Here is a 17,895-nt window from a genome sequence, read left to right on the forward strand (position 1 = left end):
CATTTTGCCAGATAAACTCCCGCCGGAGGCATCCGCCCTCACCCCGAACACCACCGCTCAATTCCCTTCGAACACAGGGCGCTGCTTGGCGACAAAAGCGTTGTAGGCGCGCTCGAAATCGCCGGTCTGCATGCAGATCGCCTGTGCCTGCGCTTCGGCCTCGATCGCCTGCTCGATCGACATGGACCATTCCTGCGCCAGCATCGTCTTGGTCATCATATGCGCGAAATTCGGGCCGGACTGGATTTGCTGCGCCAGTTTCAGCGCATCTGCCTCCAGCGCGTCGCCCGCCACAAGCCGGTTGAAGAAGCCCCAGCGTTCGCCCTCGTCCGCGGACATGGAGCGGCCGGTATACAACAACTCTGCGGCGCGGGTCTGGCCGATCACGCGCGGCAGGATCGCGCAGGCCCCCATGTCGCAGCCCGCAAGGCCCACACGGGTGAACAAAAACGCTGTCTTCGCCTCTGGTGTGGCCAGGCGCAGGTCGGATGCCATGGCAATGATCGCGCCGGCACCGACGCAGATACCGTCCACGGCAGCGATCACCGGTTTGCCGCAGTTCACGATGGCCTTGACCAGATCGCCGGTCATGCGGGTAAAGCGCAGCATGTCCTTCATGTTCATGCGGGTCAGCGGCCCGATGATGTCATGCACATCCCCGCCCGAGCTGAAATTCCCGCCGTTCGACCCGAAGATCACCACATCCACGTCATCGGCATAGACCAGATCACGGAACCAGTCGCGCAGTTCGGCATAGCTGTCAAAGGTCAGCGGGTTCTTGCGGTCGGGGCGGTTCAGGCGGACCGTGGCGATACCGTCCTTGATCTCGCACAGAAAGTGTTTCACATCGCTACGCATGGCTTGGGTCATTGGTTTTTTCCTTATTTTCAGCAACTTGGGCCACAGAAATCAGTTGTGCGGCCATGGCGCGGGCATCCGCCGCGCTGATTCCGGTAAGCATGTCGTTGATCCAGCCCTCATGGGCCTCGGCTTGGACGGCGAATTCAACATTGCCTGCGGGGGTCAGCCGCAGGGTCATCGCGCGGCGGTCGCCCGGCACAGGAACCCGTTCGACCAGACCTTCTTCGGCCAGACGGTCGGCGATTCCTGTGACATTGCCATTCGACACCCGCAGCACCCCTGAAAGCTGGCTCATCTTCAGCCCCTCGGGGTGGCGCGACAGGGCGGCCATCACGTCAAACCGTGGCAAGGTGGTCTTGAAGTCGACCCGCAGTTTGTCGCGCAAATGGGCATCGACGTGCCGCGTCAGCCGCAACAGCCGCAGCCACAGGCGCAAGCGGTCTTTCGACGGCGTGCTCAAATCTCTCCTCCCGACAGGGTCAGGGTATGACCGTTCACCGACGCGGCAGCATCAGAAAGCAGGTAAAGCGCGGCGGCCGCGACCTCGTCGGTGCCGACAAAGCGGTTCTGCGGGCTCGCGCGTTTCAGGATCGCGCGGGCCTCCTCAGCAGTCTTGCCCGTCGTCGCGGTGATGTTTTCAACGGATTTCTCCAACAAGGGCGTGTCGATAAAGCCCGGACAGATTGCGTTCACGGTGATCCTGGTACGGGCCAGTTCCAACGCCAGCGCGCGGGTCAGGCCGACGACCCCGTGTTTCGCCGCGACATAGCCAGCAACGTAAGGATAGCCCTTGAGCCCCGCCGTCGAGGCGACAACGATCAAACGCCCGGCCTTCTCGGCCTTCATCCCCGCGACAGCGGCCTGCCAGACGTTGAAGACTCCGGTGACATTGACTGCCATCATATCGGTCAGATCAGCGGCGCTCATCTTTTCGAAGGGTGCGGAATGGGCCGCACCCGCATTGGCGATCACCCCTGTGACGGGGCCGTGTTCCGCGACAGCAGCCTTGAATGCCGCAGCCACCGCATCTGCATCGGTGACATCGCACACCTGATACGGCAGACCTTGGTCCTTCAGCGGCCCCTCGCGGCGGCCCATAATCGTCACTGAAGCGCCCGTTGCCGCAACGGCCTGCGCGATTTCCGCGCCCACGCCCGTGCCGCCGCCGGTGATCACCACATGGGCCATCAGACACGCCCCTCCTGTTCGGCCAGCCGGTCGGCATTGCGCCACGCCTGATCGCGCCCGGCCTCGTAGGGCTTGGGCCAGACGGATTGGCGGTCGCCCAGTGCGGCACCTTGATGCAGCGTCCAATAGGGATCGGCCAGATGCGCCCGGGCAAGGCAAACCAGATCTGCACGTCCCGCCATGAGGATCGAATTCACGTGATCCGCCTCGAATATGTTGCCCACGGCCATCGTCTTGATCCCGCCATCGTTGCGGATACGGTCCGAGAACGGCGTTTGAAACATGCGACCGTACACCGGCTTGGCCTGGGTCGAGGTTTGACCGGCAGAAACGTCGATGATATCCGCCCCGGCCGCGTCAAACAGTGCAGCAATTTCAACGGCCTCTTCGGGGGTTACCCCATCATCGCCCGCCCAGTCATTGGCCGAGATTCGCACGGCCATCGGTTTGGCTGCGGGCCAGACGTCTCGCATTGCGGCGAAGACTTCCAAAGGATACCGCATGCGGTTTTCCAAAGATCCGCCGTATTCATCATCGCGCGTGTTCGACAGCGGAGAGATAAACGACGAGATCAGATACCCATGCGCCGCATGCAGTTCGATCATGTCAAACCCCGCACGGTCCGCCATTTCAGCGGCAGCGACGAACTGCGCCTTGACCGCATCCATATCGTCACGGGTCATCGCCTTCGGGGTCGCGTTTTCATCCGACCACGGGATCGCCGAGGCTGACAGCAGCGGCCAGTTGCCCGATGGCAAAGGCGCATCCATCTTTTCCCAGCCGACTTGGGTGGACCCTTTGCGGCCCGCGTGACCGATCTGGCAACAGATTTTCGCAGGTGTTTCCGCATGGATGAAATCGGTCAGCCGGGTCCAGGCCGCTTCGTGTTCGGGTGCATAAAGCCCCGGACAGCCCGGCGTGATCCGGCCATCCGCCGACACACATGTCATTTCAGTATAGACCAGCCCTGCACCCCCCTTGGCGCGTTCGCCGTAATGGATCAGATGCCAGTCGGTGGGCGCGCCATCAACCGCCTTGTATTGCGCCATCGGCGACACCACGATGCGGTTTTCCAGCGTCATGTCGCGCAGTTGAAACGGTGCGAACATCGGCGCGCGGGCAGGCAGATTGCTGCCGGCACCCGCTTGGTCCATAAACCAGGCCTCTGCCCCGCCCAGCCATTCGGGATCGCGGCTGCGCAGGTTCTCGTGGCTGATGCGTTGGGACCGTGTCAGCATCGAATAGTTCAATTGCACCGGATCAAGCTCAAGATAGCGCTCGACGTCCTCGAACCACTCGACCGAATTGCGCGCTGCAGATTGCAGGCGCAACACCTCGAGCCGCCGCGCGGCCTCGTATTTTTCGAAGGCCGACCCCAGATCGGCATCATCCGACACATGCTTTGCCAGCGATATTGCCGATTCCAAAGCCAGCTTGGTGCCCGATCCAATCGAAAAATGCGCAGTGGCCGACGCATCGCCCAGCAGGACCACATTCTCGTGGCTCCATTTCTCGCATAGGACACGGGGGAACTTGATCCAGGCAGAGCCGCGGATGTGGTTCGCATTGGTCATCAGCTTGTGACCATCCAGATGATCCTTGAAGATCTCCTCGCATACCGCGATTGATTCCTGCTGCGTCATCTCGCCGAAACCGTAGGCGTCAAAGGTCTTCTGCGAACATTCAACGATAAACGTCGCGGTGTCGGGGTCGAATTGATAGGCGTGGACCCACACCCAGCCCTTGTCGGTCTTTTCGAAGATAAAGGTAAAGGCGTCGTCGAATTTCTGATGCGTGCCCATCCAGACAAAGGGGCAACGGCGCACATCGATATCGGGCTTGAAGGTATCGGCAAACTCCAGGCGGGTCTTTGAATTCAACCCGTCGCAGGCGACGACCAGATCATAGTCTTTCATATAGTCCGACGCCGCTTTGACGTCGGTTTCGAACTGCAGATCAACCCCAAGGGCACGGGCGCGATCCTGCAGGATCAGCAGCAGTTTCTTGCGGCCAATCCCGCAGAACCCATGCCCTGACGATGTGATCACCTGCCCCTTGTGATGCAGTGCAATGTCGTCCCAATAGGCGAAATTGCGGCGAATCTCGGCCGCGCTGGCTGGATCGTTCTGTTCAAGGTTATCCAGCGTTTCATCCGACAGAACCACGCCCCAGCCAAAGGTATCGTCGGGCTTGTTGCGTTCCAGCACGGTCACCTCGGCGTCCAGTTGGCGCAATTTCAACGAGATGGCAAAATACAGCCCCGCAGGTCCACCACCCAAACATATCGCACGCATCGCACCCTCCTGATCTGGTTGAACCAACGCTAGGCCGAGTCGAATTTTTCTTCAAGTAAAAATATTTCATACCTAAACTATACGGAGGATGTCGGGCCTCAGGCTAAAGGAGCGATCCTTTGTTCACCGCAAGTCACTGGAAAGCGGGCCCGAGAACCGTCACAAGATTTTCTCACCTCTCAAGAGGCCCCCGGCCAAGCCTTTGACAGCTCCGCCCTAGAGACACCGGAACGTCAATGAAACCCGCGGATAATTCCCCAGAATGTAAGGCGGTTTTGTTTCTTCGTACCGCTCTGTTGAAATGGAACCAGGCCGGTTGCGTACTTACTGAAACGATATCTCGCCATGACCGCTCAAGGCCCTAACGCCAAGACAATAACAGACATCTGCTCCGCATGTTGCGTCACCGCACACGCGAACAAACAGCCCTACCGACATGCACTTTCAGCGAATTTTAAGGTTTAGTGGTGCCCCCACACGGACTCGAACCGCGGACCTATTGATTACAAATCAATTGCTCTACCAGCTGAGCTATAGGGGCATTGAGCGTTCGTTTAGAAGATTGTTTCGGGGCGTGCAAGAGGGGAAATTGAAGAAATTTTGCAGTTTTACAGATCGCGCAAGAAAGGCTATTGCCTGTCGGACATTTGAAAGAGTTGAGCTGAAATTCATGCAGTTGGTTTTGCACACGGGTGCCCACTATACAGAAGAAGAACGTTTGCTCAAAAGCCTGCTGGCGAACAAGGCGATGTTGGCGAAGCACGGCACATTTGTGCCCGGCCCCAGCACCTATCGCGGACTTTTTCGCGATACCTTGAACGCGATGTACAAATCATCCGTTTCCGCTGGGGCACGGGACGTGCTGTTGGATGCTGTTCTGGACGATTCCCAGGCGAACAAGGCGATCTTGTCGGATGCGAATTTCTTTCGCACCCCCGCCACTGCGATGATCGAGGGGATGCTCTACCCCGCAGCCCCGGTGCGGATGATGCGGATGGTGCAATTGTTCCCCGAGGACGAGCTGCAGATTTTCATGGCGATCCGCAATCCGGCAACTTTGCTGCCCATTCTTTACGAGGTTTCGGGCGATAATTCCGACGCGCATTTCTGGGGCACCAAGGATCCGCTGGACATACGCTGGTCGGATACGCTGGGTCTGCTACGCGACTCGGCCCCTGAAATTTCGGTCACTGTCTGGTGCAACGAAGACGCGCCGCTGATCTGGGGCACCATCCTGCGCGAAATGACCGGCATTCCGGCAAATCAACCGATTGCGGGTGAATTCGATCTGCTGGAAACCATCATGAGCAAAGAGGGCATGAAGCGCTTCTTGTCCTATCTTGATGCCCACCCGGAGATTTCAGGGCCGCAACAGCAGCGCGTGATCTCGGCGTTTCTGGACAAGTTCGCCATCGAGGAAGCGCTTGAGGAAGAGCTGGACATGCCGGACTGGACCGACGAGCTGGTCGAAGAGATGACAGAGAACTACGATCAAGACGTGCTGCGCATCCAGCAAATTCCCGGCATACGATTTTTGCAGCCTTAAAAACTGACGAAACGCGCATAACCGCCCGGCCCGCACGGCAATTTTCTGTGAGCGTGACGAATTTCGTGTCATACTGAATGTATGGAACGATCTTTGTTTTCCTTCATCTGGCGACATTCAAAGCGTGACCAGATTGTTCTGGCTGTGGTCACGCTGATGCTGTTTCCACTGCTTTACGTCACCCTTGAATTACCAAAGCGGATCATCAACGACGCCATCGGTGCGGCCAGCAACCGGGTCACCGTGTTCGGTGTCGAGCTAGCGCAGACGACGTTCCTTCTGATCCTGTGTTTCGGCTTTCTGGGCTTCGTCATCCTGTATGGCGTGATGAAAATGCGCGTGAATACGATGAAAGGCGTGCTGGCCGAACGTCTGCTGCGGCGCTTTCGCTTTGCGCTGATCGGGCGGATCTTGCGGTTTCCACGGGCCTATCAACAGCAGACTTCCGAAGGGGAGCTTGTTGCAGCCCTGACCGCCGAGGCCGAACCATTGGGCGGCATCATGGGGGACGCGATTGCAACCCCCTTGCTGCAGGCCGGACAGATGTTGACGATACTGCTGTTCCTGTTCCTGCAGAATTTCTGGTTCGGGGTGGCCGCAATGGCGATGTTTCCCGTGCAGGTCTGGCTGATTCCACAGATGCAAAAGCGGATCAACGTGTTGAACCGCAGCCGGGTGCGACAGGTCCGCAGTCTGGCCGCCGAAGTGGGCGAGATTACAACCGGTGCCGCAACCTTGCGCCAGCATGGCGGCTGGACCGCCCGCATGGCGACGGTCAGCGCCCGCCTGGGGCGACTGTTCAACACCCGCTTCGACATCTATCGCAAGAAATTCTTCATGAAGTTCGTCAACAATCTACTGACCCAGATCACGCCGTTCTTCTTTTTTCTGGTTGGTGGCCTTTTGGTGATCAACGGCAGCCTGACGATTGGCGCGCTTGTGGCATCGCTGGCGGCATTCAAGGATCTGTCTGCCCCGTGGAAAGAGTTGCTGACCTATTACACCACCGTCCAAGAGGTCTCGCAGCGCTATCATATGATCGTGGAACGGTTCGATCCACCGGACATGCTGGCTGATTTTCTGGCCGAATCCCCCTATGACGTCGCAGAACAGCCCATGGCCGGGACAGTTTCGCTTTCGAACGTCATCGTGCAGGACGACATGGGCCGCCAGTTGCTCAGCGGTGCCAGCCTCGAGGTCGCCGCGGGCGACTGGCTTTGCATCGCCGCCCCGGAGGACGAAGACCGCGCCATGCTGGCTGAACTGTTGTTGCGCGACATTGCGCCAGCGTCCGGTCAGGTCAAGATCGGCGGGCATGATCTGACGACCATTGGCCAACACCACATCGCCCGCATGATCGGCCACGCCAATGCCACGCCCTACATTTTTCGCGGCACGGTGGGCGACAATGTCATGGTGCCGCTGACCATGGCCCCCGCGCTGCATCTGTCAGAGGCGGATCTGCACGAGGCGCAGCGCAGCGGCAACATGCTGGGGTTGACGGCCCCGCCCCATCCGACCGATGCGCAGCTGGCAAGCGCGCGCCATGACTGGCAGCTTCTGGTGTCGGCCATCGGCGCGCAAAAATCGCTTCTTTCAAAGGCATTGGACCGGTTTCTGGCACATCCCGAAGACAGCATTTTGCAAGATCAACTGACCGCTTTGCGCAGTACCATTCCGGCGCAGATAGATGGGTTGAACCTGAAAGATGCCATCGATTCCTTTTCCGATGATATCTATTTTGATGACCTTACACTGGCCGAAAACCTGCTCATGGCCCTCAAGGCCAAGGAGGACTGGATCGGCCCGCGATCAACCCAGAAACTGCGCGATCTACTAGTCGCCCTGGATCTGCTTGATCTTGTGATCGACCAGTCCCTGACCTTGGCAAAGACCCTTGTCGAATCCTTTGACAGCGACACGACGGGCAGCGTCCTGTTTCGCAGGCTTGGCATTCCCGGCGACATCCTGCCCCAATTGCAAAAGGTCATTGAGCAAACCAAAATCACCGGCGAAACGCTGAAATTCGCCGATGAAACCCTGCTGCTGTCGTTGCAATTCAATGTCCCTGCCCGCGCCTTTGACCGTGCTTTCACCAAAAAGGTCAAAAACGCCATCATCGCGGCGCGTCCCAAGGTCAAAACCCTTGCTGATCCTTCTCTGGCCAATCGCTATCTGCCGTTGCAGGCCGACCATTGGAACGAACGCCTGAATGTCCTGGAGAACCTGGTCTTTGGCAAGGTCACCCCCGAGGGCCGTCAGAATATGGAACAGATCCGCGATCAGGTGGTCGACGCCTTGGTGGCCGGTGTCGCCGAAGACGCGCTGTTTGATCTGATCCAGCGCTTGCCGACGGGGCTGCGCGGGGCGAACCTGTCCGCGCAGATCGCCGAACACATCAGCCTTGCGCAGGTGGTCGTGAAACGCCCCGGCATCGTGATCCTCGACCGGGCGATGGCAAGCTTTCCGGACCCTGTGCGCCACGCCAGCTTTGCCCTGCTACGCAAGATCCTCCCCGATGCCACGATACTCCAGCTGGAAGCGGCGCTCCCCGAAGATGGCCCTCACGACAACCAGCTTGAGCTGCGCCAGGGCCGGTTGATCGCCGTAGGGCAAGACACCGATCATGCGCCGGACAGCAGCGAAACGTCTGATCTGCATAAAAAGCGGTCCGCACTGCGCAAGGCACCGCTGTTTCGCGAACTCAGCCGGTCGCAGCTGCGCCTTTTGGCGTTCAGCGCCCGCTGGGTCGATATCGAGCCCGGCCAGATCGTTTTCCGCAAGAACGACCTGCCCGACGGGGCCTATCTGATCTATTCCGGCGCGATCGAATTATATGACGAAGATGAAACCGGAACCGTGACCTTCAGTGTCATACCGCCACCGGGGACTTTGGTGGGTGAAGTTGGCCTGATCCGCAACGACCCGCGCCGCCTGAGCATGCGCGCCCAAAGCCCCGTGACCCTGCTGCGCATTGACCCCGAAGATTTCCTGAGCATCATAGAAAGCGACGCGCGCACCGCCTTCAAGCTGATCCAGTACCTCGTCGGCTATATCGGCACGGGGAAATAACAACCAGAACGCCGCCAGATCGCATTTCGCCAGTTCCTGGGGACCACCTCCCTATATGCAACTGCATGCAAGATTGTTAGGTTAAGATATGTTGAACGGCTGTCATATTATTTGAAAAGAGATGATCCCATGAAACCTTCACACCATTCTTTGAAATCAATTCTGTTATCGACAGCACTGGCAGCCCTTGCGGCCCCTGTGCTGGCCTCGGACCACCGGGATGCGCCCGATACCATTGCGGCACCGCAATCGGACATTGGCGACGTGTTCTTGTTCAAGGGCGCTGAAACCGGCGGGCTGGCCATGGCGATGACGCTGAACCCGCTGGCCGGGTCGGGCCTGGAGGGCACATCGGACCCGTCCGAAATCACCCTGTCCCCCGATCTGATCTACATCTTCAACTTTGATGAAGATGTAGATGCGATTGCGGATCTGGCTTACAAGATCAAGGTCGGTGCCGGCGATGGGGGGCAGCAACAACCTGTCGAACTGCGCGTCGCCACCGGTGCCGACGCGCGGGATGGCATGTGGACCGGCACGCCCCATGGCAGTGGCCTCACGACCGCGCTGAACGCGCCGCTGCAGGTCGTAAAGGGAAAGATGGACGAATTGCTGTTCATCGGGCCCCGCCGCGACCCGTTCTTCTTTGACTTTCTGACGGTCGATGCCCCTGTTGCCCTGGCCATCACCGAAGCACTTGCAGGCGGCGATCACCTGCCCGCCGAAGCTTCCTCGCAGAAGGCTTTTGGAGAGACCGACATGACCCTGATCGTGCTCGAAGTGCCCGGATTGCAGGACAAAAAGCTCAATTACTGGGTCACCGTGGCGGATGGCAAAGGCAAAACCGTCGACCGCGTTGGCCGAGCGGGCATTCAGGGCATCTATCTGGTCGATGCGCCCGCAGGGTATAACCCCGAATACTACGTCCCGCGCAACAGTGCAAAATACCCCACGATCGGGGACCTGAACCGCGCCTACAACGCATCTACCCCCGATCAGGACAGCGCCAACTATAGCGAACAATTCACCTACCGCTTCCAGCAGCTTGAGGTGGTCAAAGCGGACGTTGCAAAGAAGGTGGCGTTCTACCTGCCCGATATGCTGCTTTGGGATCCGTCACAGCCCGAAGGGTATCCCAACGGGCGCAACCTGCGCGAAGATGCCATTTACTGGACGCTGGAAGACCTGAACCCGTTCCTGCAGCCCGGCGACGGCGTCGTCTTGCCCAAGACCAGCGTACAGCCCCTGAGCGACCGGTTTCCCTATGTCGCCCCATCGACCCATCAAGATTACACGGATGGGAATACCAAGGAACCCACGGTTCCGATCTATATGGAGTGATCAGGACGTCTTGAGCCGGAAGGCCTGCAGCGTGCCTTTGCCCTTGGCCTGAATATCGCCATGCTGTTCGACCCGCTGCGGCTGGTCGAACAGGTCCGCAGAAACGGCGGACAGCAGGATCGTGTTGGGCGCGCAGGCGCTGACCATGCGCGAGGCTGTGTTCACCGTGTCGCCCCAGATATCAAAGCTCAGCCTTTTGGTTCCCACCACTCCGGTCGAAATCGGCCCGGTGTGGATGCCGATGCGCACCGCCCATCCGGCGAACTCATCCGCTACGGTCTGTTCCAGACGGCCGCTGACATAGTCCATGATCTCCACCGCTGCCGCACAGGTGGCAGCCACGTGATCAATATCGCCTGAATCGTTCAAATCCCCCGCGACGGTCATATACGCGTCGCCGATTGTCTTCACCTTTTCGACGCCGTGTTTGGCGGCAATTTCATCAAATGCGCCGTAATAGCGGTCCAGCATGCCAACCAGGACGACTGGATCCATCGCTTCGGTGCTTTTGGTAAAATCGACGAAATCCGTGAACATCACCGTGGCCGATTCCACCTGTCGCGGGCGTACCTTGCCGTTGATTTTCAGCTCTTCCGCAATGGATTCCGGCATGATCGAACGGAGCAGTTGCTCCGTTCGTCCCTGTTCGATCTCGAGCGAGGCATAGAGATGTTCGATCTTGGCCTTCGCCGCCTCGATGTCTGAGATCACGCGGCGCTGGAATGCCTGTGACCCATCCATCAACTCCTCCAGTTCGGTCCGACGGAATTCCGACTTGGCAAGACGCTTCTCCAACCGCCGAAGCAGCTTTTCAGGGTCAATAGCCCTCCCCGGAGAAGTTTGCCTGGTCATGCGCTACATGTGTCACGATGCCGCTGCCGATCCAAGCAAAACTGCAAGGAAGGCATTGGTATGCTGCAAGGATTTTCCCTTGTTGCCGACGGGGCCAATCTCTCCGTAGGTATAGAAACCTGCGGTCGGAAAGGCATCACCGACGATTGTCTCGAAGCTCTCGTATTCTTCCTTGGTGCGGGTGCCCAAGGCTGCCCGCCGTCCCGCGCACGAGAAAAACAATGCCGCATCGGGTTTCTTATTGGGAAAGCCCTTGAAGGCAGATTCGACGGCGGTCCGGGCAGCCACGACGATTTCGTCGCGCGATGCTGTCGCAATCTGCACCTCTTTGTCGACCTCGATTGGATTCACAAAGGTCACCGCACCCGTTTCTTCATTAAAGAAATGCGGCGAGGACAGCAAAAAGCCTTCGCGTTCGGGGCTGTGGACGGCCAGCGGAAAGTGGACCGATTGCGCCTGGACATATTCTTTGTACAGGTTGATCGCGGGGTTTCCGTCAATCTCGTGAATCGTCGACCCTTCGGATTTGGTAACTTTGTGGCGGTTGCCCAAGGGGACATACCCCGTTGCCACGCCACAGGAATAGACCAGCGGGCCGGACATGATCAGCACCACCACCGAGTCAGAGACGACATCGCCGTTGCAGAACTGCTTGGTCCCCTGAAACCGCATCTGATCGCCGGAAGCCCCGCCGACAATGGGGAATTCTTCGCCCAAGGCAGCCCGCAGGCCGCTGACGATTTCACTGATGTTGGGGCCGATCCCCTCAGGCATGGCAACGCAGAGCGCGGAGTCCTTGTCGGTCTTGCTTTTGGCGTCCGCAACAGCGGCCGCTGTCGCGGCCCTGGGGTCGGCAGACGCGCCGCGCCCCAGACCCACGGTAAAGTCGATATCGTCGGATCCGAACAGCGTGATCACGACGCTGTCTTCAAGGAACCCCTCGGGGCCGGCAACTTCACCATCGGTCGTGCAGCCAGCCAGTTCAACACCCGGCAGGCTTCGGAAAAGGCTTTGACCAATGCGGCCACGTCCACATCGATACCGACAAACGCCAGCCCCGCTTTGGGTTTGACACCGTCCATACCTTCGAGGGCGATTTCAAGCGCTTCTTCGACAGCTTCGACCGTATCCGTCTCTTCACTCGCTCCAGTTGCAATTTTCAGCATTCTCATCCCCCTAGTTGAACGCATAATAGCCTGATTATGCAGGCCAATTTTCGATAGCAGGCTGCGCCAGATGCCCCGCCGGTGTAAAGCCCATAATCGCTCCGTAAAACGAAAGTTCCTCTTCAAGCGACTGGATCAAATGGGCTTTCTGCTTGAACCCATGGCCTTCGCCGGGGAAGAACTCCCATGCGACGGGCATTTTGCGGTCCATCAGGCTGTCGATCAGAACATGGGCTTGCGGCGGCGGCACGACCGGATCATCTTCGCCCTGAAAAATGATCAGCGGGCAGTTGATCTGACCGGCATGAAACAATGGCGAGCGGCCTTTGAACACCTTTTGCGCATCGGGCCACGGGCCGACCAGCAAGGCGGCGTAATATGCCTCGAGCTTGTCAGTGTCTTGCGCGATCATCTGCAAATCCGAAATGCCGTAATAGCTGGCCCCGGCCGACAGGATGTCGGTAAAGGTCGCCAGCGCCAATGTGGTATAGCCGCCCGACGATCCGCCACGCGACGCGATGCGGTAGCGGTCCACCTTGTCGGCGGCCACCAGATGTTCGGCCCCTGCGACGCAGTCGGCCACATCGACCACACCCCACCCGCCATAAATGCGCTGCCGGTAACTGCGGCCGAAGCCGGTGCTGCCGCGGTAATTGGTGTCCAGCACCGCAAACCCGCGCGAGGTGAAAAATGCGATGTCCACCGACAGCGCGCTTGAGGCTGCGGCACTTGGCCCGCCATGGATCACGATAATCAGCGGCGGGCGCTCGTTCGTGGGGTTAGTATACTCGGGGTTATAGGGGGCATGATAGAACGCATGGCTGGTTTCGGTGCCGCCCTTGCCGTCATCCACCTGAAACGAGATTGTTTCGGGCGCTTTGAAACAGGCCTTTGCTGCGTCGCTCAACCCCGGATTGGCGCGGCGCAGCACTGTCGTTTCGTGTGTTTCTAGATCAAGCCGGATCAGTTCCGCAGGGCCATTGAAGGTGCCGCCAAAGAACACCGCAAAGCCGTTGCCCACCCGCAGGTGCGTGATGCTGGTATAGGGCAGATCAACTGCGCTCAGTGCCCCCGACGTCACATCGACCAGCGCCAGCGCCCAGACCCCGTCCCGGGAATATGCCGCAAGAACCTCAGTTTCCGAGATGAAGCCATAGCTTGACACCCCAAGCCGCCACAGCGGCGAGGTAAACTCAGCCGCCTCCGCGGTCACAGCGACCAGATCATCGCCGTCGACCCGGTGGATGTTCCACCAGCGCGTGCCGTCAATCTCCGACCGGTCACTTACGCAATAAAGCTGGCCGTCGGGGGACCACAAGGGTTCGGCAATCGCCTCGTCCGAGTAGCGCATCGCGTTTTGCAGCACCGGATTCAGGCCCGGATCAATCTTGGTTGCAGGTGCGCCGCCGATCGTGCGGATGCCGGTGGCATTGCCCTGCGCGTCCAGATCGGCGACCTGCAAGCGGGTGCCTTCCCACGGCATCGAAGGATAATCCCACGTCAGCCACGCAAGCTGTTTGCCATCAGGCGACAAACGCGGTGCGGCGTAGAAATCACCGCCCGACGCGACGGTGATCGGCAAGGCGCTGCCTTGCATATCAAGCGCCACAAGAGTTTGCTGCGCCTGCCCGTGCAGCAGCACATCGCTGCGTTCCTGCACGGCAAAGATGACGCCCCGTTCCGGGTCCGGCACCATATCGGCAAAATGAACCGGCTGGCGCGGTGTGATGGGTTTGGGGAAATGACCGGGCGTTTGGGCATAGACGCGCTGGTCTTTGGTCTGCGGAAAGTCCGAAGTCGCAAAGTTGGTGAACCAGACCGTGCCATCCTTGGCCGCCATCGCCCCGCCGCCGTAGGAATTCACCAGCGTGCGCGCCGAGAACCCGGCCGGTGTGATGTCTTGCGGGCCATCGGGTGCCATGCGCACGACAACCGACCTGCCTTTTTCATCCGGGCGGCTTTCGACCCAGAAGATATCATCGCCATCCAGGGCAAGCTGTTCGAACTTGACCGTTCCCGCCGCAAGGTCTTCTGCGGCGATGGGCGAAACCCACGATCCGAAGGCTGCTGTCGTGACACCCATGTCGATCACGCCCCCTTCCACGGTCTCAGGTTGTTTGCGTCCACGATCAGCTTGGTCTGTTCCAGCGCCGTTTTCTTCAGCCCCTCCAGCACGATCGGCAACCAGTTGCCCTTGTCGGTCGCCGTGACCCATGGATCCTGCGTGGTGGAGACAAGAAAGTTGATCCCTGCCCCGTTTGTCGGAGCCAGAGACAGCCGCGCACCGAAGGCATCAACGAAGCACTGGCCGTAATCGCCGACTTCGAAAGACGAAGAGGTCACGAACATCGGATTCGTCGGCACGGTACCGGATGAAAACGTGCCGATGCTCAGCGCGCGGAAGATGGCGGTGTTGAAGTCGTTGGCCAGCTTCACATCGGTGTTCCATCCGTCAGCGCTGCGGAAGTTCAGCGCATAGGTCACGATGTTCTGGTCCGACCCCATCTCGCGAAAAACTTCTTGGGCTTCGGGGTTCGACATGAAGTATTCCAGCAGATCATCGTTTTCACGCGGCACGATCTCGTTGCGGATCAGCGCCAGCTGGGCGGCAACTTCAGCGTCGGATTTGCCCTGCTTCTGCGCGGGAAGGCGCTGGAACGGCACCACCTTGAAGCATTCGTTTTCGCCGGCCAGATCCAGAAGCTGGCCGTAAAACCGTTTGGAGTTGAAGATACACTTGCCTAGCAGCTTGCCGTACCCGGACTTGTCTGGCCGGATCAATGCATGTGACAGGTATACGCCCGCCGCCGCCGCACCGGGTTTGGAGCCTTCGATACCGTAGACGCCCACGTTGGGATCGACACCCCCGTGATACACAACAGGAGCCGTAAAGGCGATCAGCTCGCGCATCGCCCCGTTTCGGTAGCACAGCGCCCCGGCGGGATACGGGATAAAGCCCGCCTTGTGCGGATCGACGGTTTGCGTGTCGGCATGGCGCAGCGCCTGATATTGCCGCGTGACGTAATCGCTCATCACCATGGCGGGCGTATGTTCGACGGCACCGTCTTCGATTTCCGGTTCGGGAAAGCGCGGTTCGCGCAGGATTGAGGCAAAGTAACCGCCCCACGCGCCATCCACATGCACGGAAAACTCCATCCCCTTGGCGCGGTATTCTTCGCGCAAGGCAATGATATCGGCCAACGGGTCAACCGAACTTTCCTCGGTCGTGCCCATGACGGCCACGACTTCCAGGACCGGGCGGCGGTCCTGATAGCATCTTTCGATATTCTCGCGCAGATGGTCGATCTTCATGCGGCCATCCAGATCGACATGGGTGCTGATGACGTGGTTCGCGCCCAGTCCCAGCAGGGCAGCGCCCTTGGGCCATGAATAGTGGCGCGTGCTGGGGGCCATCAAGACAGGAAGTTGCGACAGATCCTGCAAATAGGTGCGGTGCATTTCAGCCAGCCCGATGTTTTGCACGGAATACTTGTCCAACATCGCCTTGATCGTATCGGCCGAGATACCGCATTTCTTTTCGATATTGGGCGTCAGGTTGATCACCTCGTCGATGCCAAGGTTCATCAGCCCCCAATTGTCCAGCTCGACCAGCTTGGCGCTGCCGCCCTGCACCAGATTGACGACGAAATCCTTGGCTGCCGCCATCTCGGGCTCAAGCCGGATCGCATTTGCCAGCGACACGGGAAGATAGCTGAGGTTGCGCGCGGCCCACATGCTTTCGGCGTTGGCGATCGACCCGTCACAGGTGATATGCCCCCACGGTACAATCGTATCGGTACCGGAGGTTTCCGTTTCGGGCACGGTGTAACCCAGCATCCGGCACAGATCCTTGCCGACTTCGATCTCGAGCATTGTCGTGACGGGGGATGCTTCGGCGGCGACGTTGTTCTGGTTGTACAGCATCGCGGCGAAATAGCCGACGAACCCCGGCATCGTGCAGTCCCAATACATGTGGGATTGGTTGCGATAGCTCGACAGCGGGATCGACCCGTGCAGCGCGTCCAGCATCTGGTCCAGATTGGCCTCAAGACTGTTGATGGTGGATTTATAGTCTTGCGTGGCCTTGATCGCATCCGTCACATAGACCGGATCATGAAATTGCGTGCCATATTCGTGGCGCGCACTTGCATTGGCGGCGACGGCCTTGGCGACCAACCGCTGCATGACGGATGCGTTTTCCCCCATCGGTCCGATGAACCATCCCGCCAAAGACGGCGACCCTTCGGCGTTGAGCAGGTCAAACCGGTCGTTTTTCTGTTCAGTCTGATGGAACGCGCTTAAAACTTTTGCGAAATGTTCTTTGCTCTCATGAGTGGTCATAAAATCCGGCCTTATGCATAAATCGATGGGGATAAATCGCGCCAATTGCGCGAGACAAACGACTGGTACTCAAAAAAATCGTTAACGTCTTCACGGACATGTTAACGGTTTTTTGCCCTCGCGGTCAAAAATTACATGCATTTGGGAATAAAATTCCTGAGACACCCGCACGACTGCGGGTATTTCACAGGCCGGGGTGGCTTAGTCAGCCTTCAGGCGCGCGACAATGCTCTTTGCGGTTACGGTGCCGATGTTCTTCCCGTCCTCGATCACAGGGATCGCGACATCTGCACCGCCCATCTGTTCAATCAGATCGGCGACGGGGGTCTCTGCCGCGACTGCCCCTGCGTCCGCCTGGGCCACGGGCCCCATCACATCGCGGGCAGTCAACACGCCAAGCGGGTTCATGTTGGCTACGAATTCAGCCACATAGTCCGACGCAGGGTTCGAGAAAATCTCGCGCGGGGTGCCGCATTGCACGATGCGCCCGCCCTCCATGATCGCGATCCGACCGCCAAGCTTGAAGGCCTCGTCCAGGTCGTGACTGACGAAGATGATCGTGCGTTTCAACTCGCGTTGCAGGTCAAGCAATTCGTCCTGCAAACGGGTGCGGATCAACGGGTCAAGCGCTGAAAACGGCTCGTCCATCAGCAGGATCGGAGCCTCGGTTGCAAAGGCGCGGGCAAGACCGACGCGCTGCTGCATGCCGCCCGACAGATCACCCACCTTGCGGTCGGCCCAATCGGACAGGCCCACAAGGGCAAGCTGCTTGTCGGCCCGTTCCAGCCGTTCCGCCTTGGGGACATCCGCCAGTTCCAACCCAAGGGCCACGTTGTCGCGCACGGTCCGCCACGGCAGCAGGCCGAATTGCTGAAACACCATCGACACGCAGCTGCGGCGCACGCGGCGCAGATCGGCGGCAGAACTGGCGGCGATGTCGCAGGTCCACGTCCCGTCATTGACGCGCACGGTGCCCCGCGCCATCGGGTTCAACCCGTTGACCGCGCGCAGCAGCGTGGACTTGCCAGAGCCTGACAGCCCCATCAGCACCAGAATTTCGCCTGATCTTACATTCAGCGAACAATTGTGCACGCCTAGGACCTGCCCTGTCGCGACTTCGATCTCGGCACGATCCTTCCCCTGATCCATCAAGGGCAGCGCCTTTTCCGGAGCGTCGCCGAAAACGATGGAGACATTGTCGAATTCGACAGCATTACGGGGCATGTTTGTCATG

At 59.2% G+C, this 17,895-nt stretch carries 13 protein-coding genes and 1 tRNA gene; 3 read left to right on the forward strand and 11 right to left on the reverse strand.

Annotated features, from left to right (window positions below):
- Positions 1 to 57: 57 nt before the first annotated feature.
- The 5 genes from RGAI101_RS05140 to RGAI101_RS05160 all read right to left on the reverse strand — a co-directional run bounded on the left by RGAI101_RS05140 (position 58) and on the right by RGAI101_RS05160 (position 4,884).
- A complete protein-coding gene (locus RGAI101_RS05140) occupies positions 58 to 858 on the reverse strand; it encodes an enoyl-CoA hydratase family protein (RefSeq protein WP_037229052.1) in 801 nt (266 codons plus the stop codon).
- The gene (locus RGAI101_RS05145; protein ID WP_008226006.1) at positions 851 to 1,321 is read right to left on the reverse strand and encodes a MarR family winged helix-turn-helix transcriptional regulator; all 471 of its coding nucleotides are present in this window, start codon (positions 1,319 to 1,321) and stop codon (positions 851 to 853) included. The genes RGAI101_RS05140 and RGAI101_RS05145 overlap by 8 nt, the downstream gene beginning before the upstream one ends.
- A complete protein-coding gene (locus tag RGAI101_RS05150; RefSeq protein ID WP_008227343.1) occupies positions 1,318 to 2,049 on the reverse strand; it encodes an SDR family NAD(P)-dependent oxidoreductase in 732 nt (243 codons plus the stop codon). Before RGAI101_RS05150 ends, RGAI101_RS05145 begins: the two co-directional genes overlap by 4 nt.
- Positions 2,049 to 4,343: a bifunctional salicylyl-CoA 5-hydroxylase/oxidoreductase gene (locus RGAI101_RS05155; protein WP_008228060.1), complete on the reverse strand. Its 2,295-nt coding sequence runs from the start codon at positions 4,341 to 4,343 to the stop codon at positions 2,049 to 2,051. The genes RGAI101_RS05150 and RGAI101_RS05155 overlap by 1 nt, the downstream gene beginning before the upstream one ends.
- Before the next feature lie 465 nt (positions 4,344 to 4,808).
- Positions 4,809 to 4,884 (reverse strand) — tRNA-Thr (locus tag RGAI101_RS05160).
- 129 nt (positions 4,885 to 5,013) lie between these two features.
- On the opposite strand from RGAI101_RS05160, the gene RGAI101_RS05165 reads away from it, so the two are divergent.
- The 3 genes from RGAI101_RS05165 (at position 5,014) to RGAI101_RS05175 (ending at position 10,302) form a co-directional block, all read left to right on the forward strand.
- Positions 5,014 to 5,889, forward strand: a complete 876-nt coding sequence (locus RGAI101_RS05165; protein WP_008227515.1) for a hypothetical protein — start codon at positions 5,014 to 5,016, stop codon at positions 5,887 to 5,889.
- 93 nt (positions 5,890 to 5,982) lie between these two features.
- Positions 5,983 to 8,961, forward strand: a complete 2,979-nt coding sequence (locus RGAI101_RS05170; protein WP_198133672.1) for a cyclic nucleotide-binding domain-containing protein — start codon at positions 5,983 to 5,985, stop codon at positions 8,959 to 8,961.
- Positions 8,962 to 9,090: 129 nt separating this feature from the next.
- Positions 9,091 to 10,302, forward strand: coding sequence for a DUF4331 family protein (locus RGAI101_RS05175; RefSeq protein WP_008228941.1), 1,212 nt, complete (start codon positions 9,091 to 9,093; stop codon positions 10,300 to 10,302).
- Here RGAI101_RS05175 and RGAI101_RS05180 read toward each other — a convergent pair whose 3' ends face one another.
- The 6 genes from RGAI101_RS05180 to choV all read right to left on the reverse strand — a co-directional run bounded on the left by RGAI101_RS05180 (position 10,303) and on the right by choV (position 17,894).
- Positions 10,303 to 11,154: an adenylate/guanylate cyclase domain-containing protein gene (locus tag RGAI101_RS05180; RefSeq protein WP_083792006.1), complete on the reverse strand. Its 852-nt coding sequence runs from the start codon at positions 11,152 to 11,154 to the stop codon at positions 10,303 to 10,305. It lies immediately after the preceding gene.
- Positions 11,155 to 11,166: 12 nt separating this feature from the next.
- Complete coding sequence (locus tag RGAI101_RS05185; protein WP_368072195.1) at positions 11,167 to 12,174, reverse strand: FIST signal transduction protein; 1,008 nt, start codon at positions 12,172 to 12,174, stop codon at positions 11,167 to 11,169.
- Positions 12,069 to 12,320, reverse strand: coding sequence for a hypothetical protein (locus RGAI101_RS05190; RefSeq protein WP_037227455.1), 252 nt, complete (start codon positions 12,318 to 12,320; stop codon positions 12,069 to 12,071). Before RGAI101_RS05190 ends, RGAI101_RS05185 begins: the two co-directional genes overlap by 106 nt.
- A gap of 34 nt (positions 12,321 to 12,354) precedes the next feature.
- Positions 12,355 to 14,403: a S9 family peptidase gene (locus RGAI101_RS05195; protein WP_037229057.1), complete on the reverse strand. Its 2,049-nt coding sequence runs from the start codon at positions 14,401 to 14,403 to the stop codon at positions 12,355 to 12,357.
- A gap of 5 nt (positions 14,404 to 14,408) precedes the next feature.
- Positions 14,409 to 16,661 carry a pyridoxal phosphate-dependent decarboxylase family protein gene (locus tag RGAI101_RS05200; RefSeq protein WP_008227124.1) on the reverse strand — a complete coding sequence of 751 codons (2,253 nt, stop codon included), beginning with the start codon at positions 16,659 to 16,661 and terminating at the stop codon, positions 14,409 to 14,411.
- Between the two features lie 201 nt (positions 16,662 to 16,862).
- A complete protein-coding gene (gene choV, locus RGAI101_RS05205) occupies positions 16,863 to 17,894 on the reverse strand; it encodes a choline ABC transporter ATP-binding protein (protein WP_157044631.1) in 1,032 nt (343 codons plus the stop codon).
- Position 17,895 lies beyond the last annotated feature (1 nt).

The sequence above is a fragment of the Roseobacter sp. GAI101 genome (genome assembly GCF_000156335.1).
GTDB lineage: Bacteria > Pseudomonadota > Alphaproteobacteria > Rhodobacterales > Rhodobacteraceae > Sulfitobacter.

Bases quoted from the DNA above. Each gene is read 5' to 3' on its own strand.
- RGAI101_RS05140 (WP_037229052.1), bottom strand. From the start codon at position 858: ATGCGTAGCGATGTGAAACACTTTCTGTGCGAGATCAAGGACGGTATC.
- RGAI101_RS05150 (WP_008227343.1), bottom strand. From the start codon at position 2,049: ATGGCCCATGTGGTGATCACCGGCGGCGGCACGGGCGTGGGCGCGGAA.
- RGAI101_RS05155 (WP_008228060.1), bottom strand. From the start codon at position 4,343: ATGCGTGCGATATGTTTGGGTGGTGGACCTGCGGGGCTGTATTTTGCC.
- RGAI101_RS05165 (WP_008227515.1), top strand. From the start codon at position 5,014: ATGCAGTTGGTTTTGCACACGGGTGCCCACTATACAGAAGAAGAACGT.
- RGAI101_RS05175 (WP_008228941.1), top strand. From the start codon at position 9,091: ATGAAACCTTCACACCATTCTTTGAAATCAATTCTGTTATCGACAGCA.
- RGAI101_RS05180 (WP_083792006.1), bottom strand. From the start codon at position 11,154: ATGACCAGGCAAACTTCTCCGGGGAGGGCTATTGACCCTGAAAAGCTG.
- RGAI101_RS05190 (WP_037227455.1), bottom strand. From the start codon at position 12,320: ATGCTGAAAATTGCAACTGGAGCGAGTGAAGAGACGGATACGGTCGAA.
- RGAI101_RS05195 (WP_037229057.1), bottom strand. From the start codon at position 14,403: ATGGGTGTCACGACAGCAGCCTTCGGATCGTGGGTTTCGCCCATCGCC.
- RGAI101_RS05200 (WP_008227124.1), bottom strand. From the start codon at position 16,661: ATGACCACTCATGAGAGCAAAGAACATTTCGCAAAAGTTTTAAGCGCG.
- choV (WP_157044631.1), bottom strand. From the start codon at position 17,894: ATGACAAACATGCCCCGTAATGCTGTCGAATTCGACAATGTCTCCATC.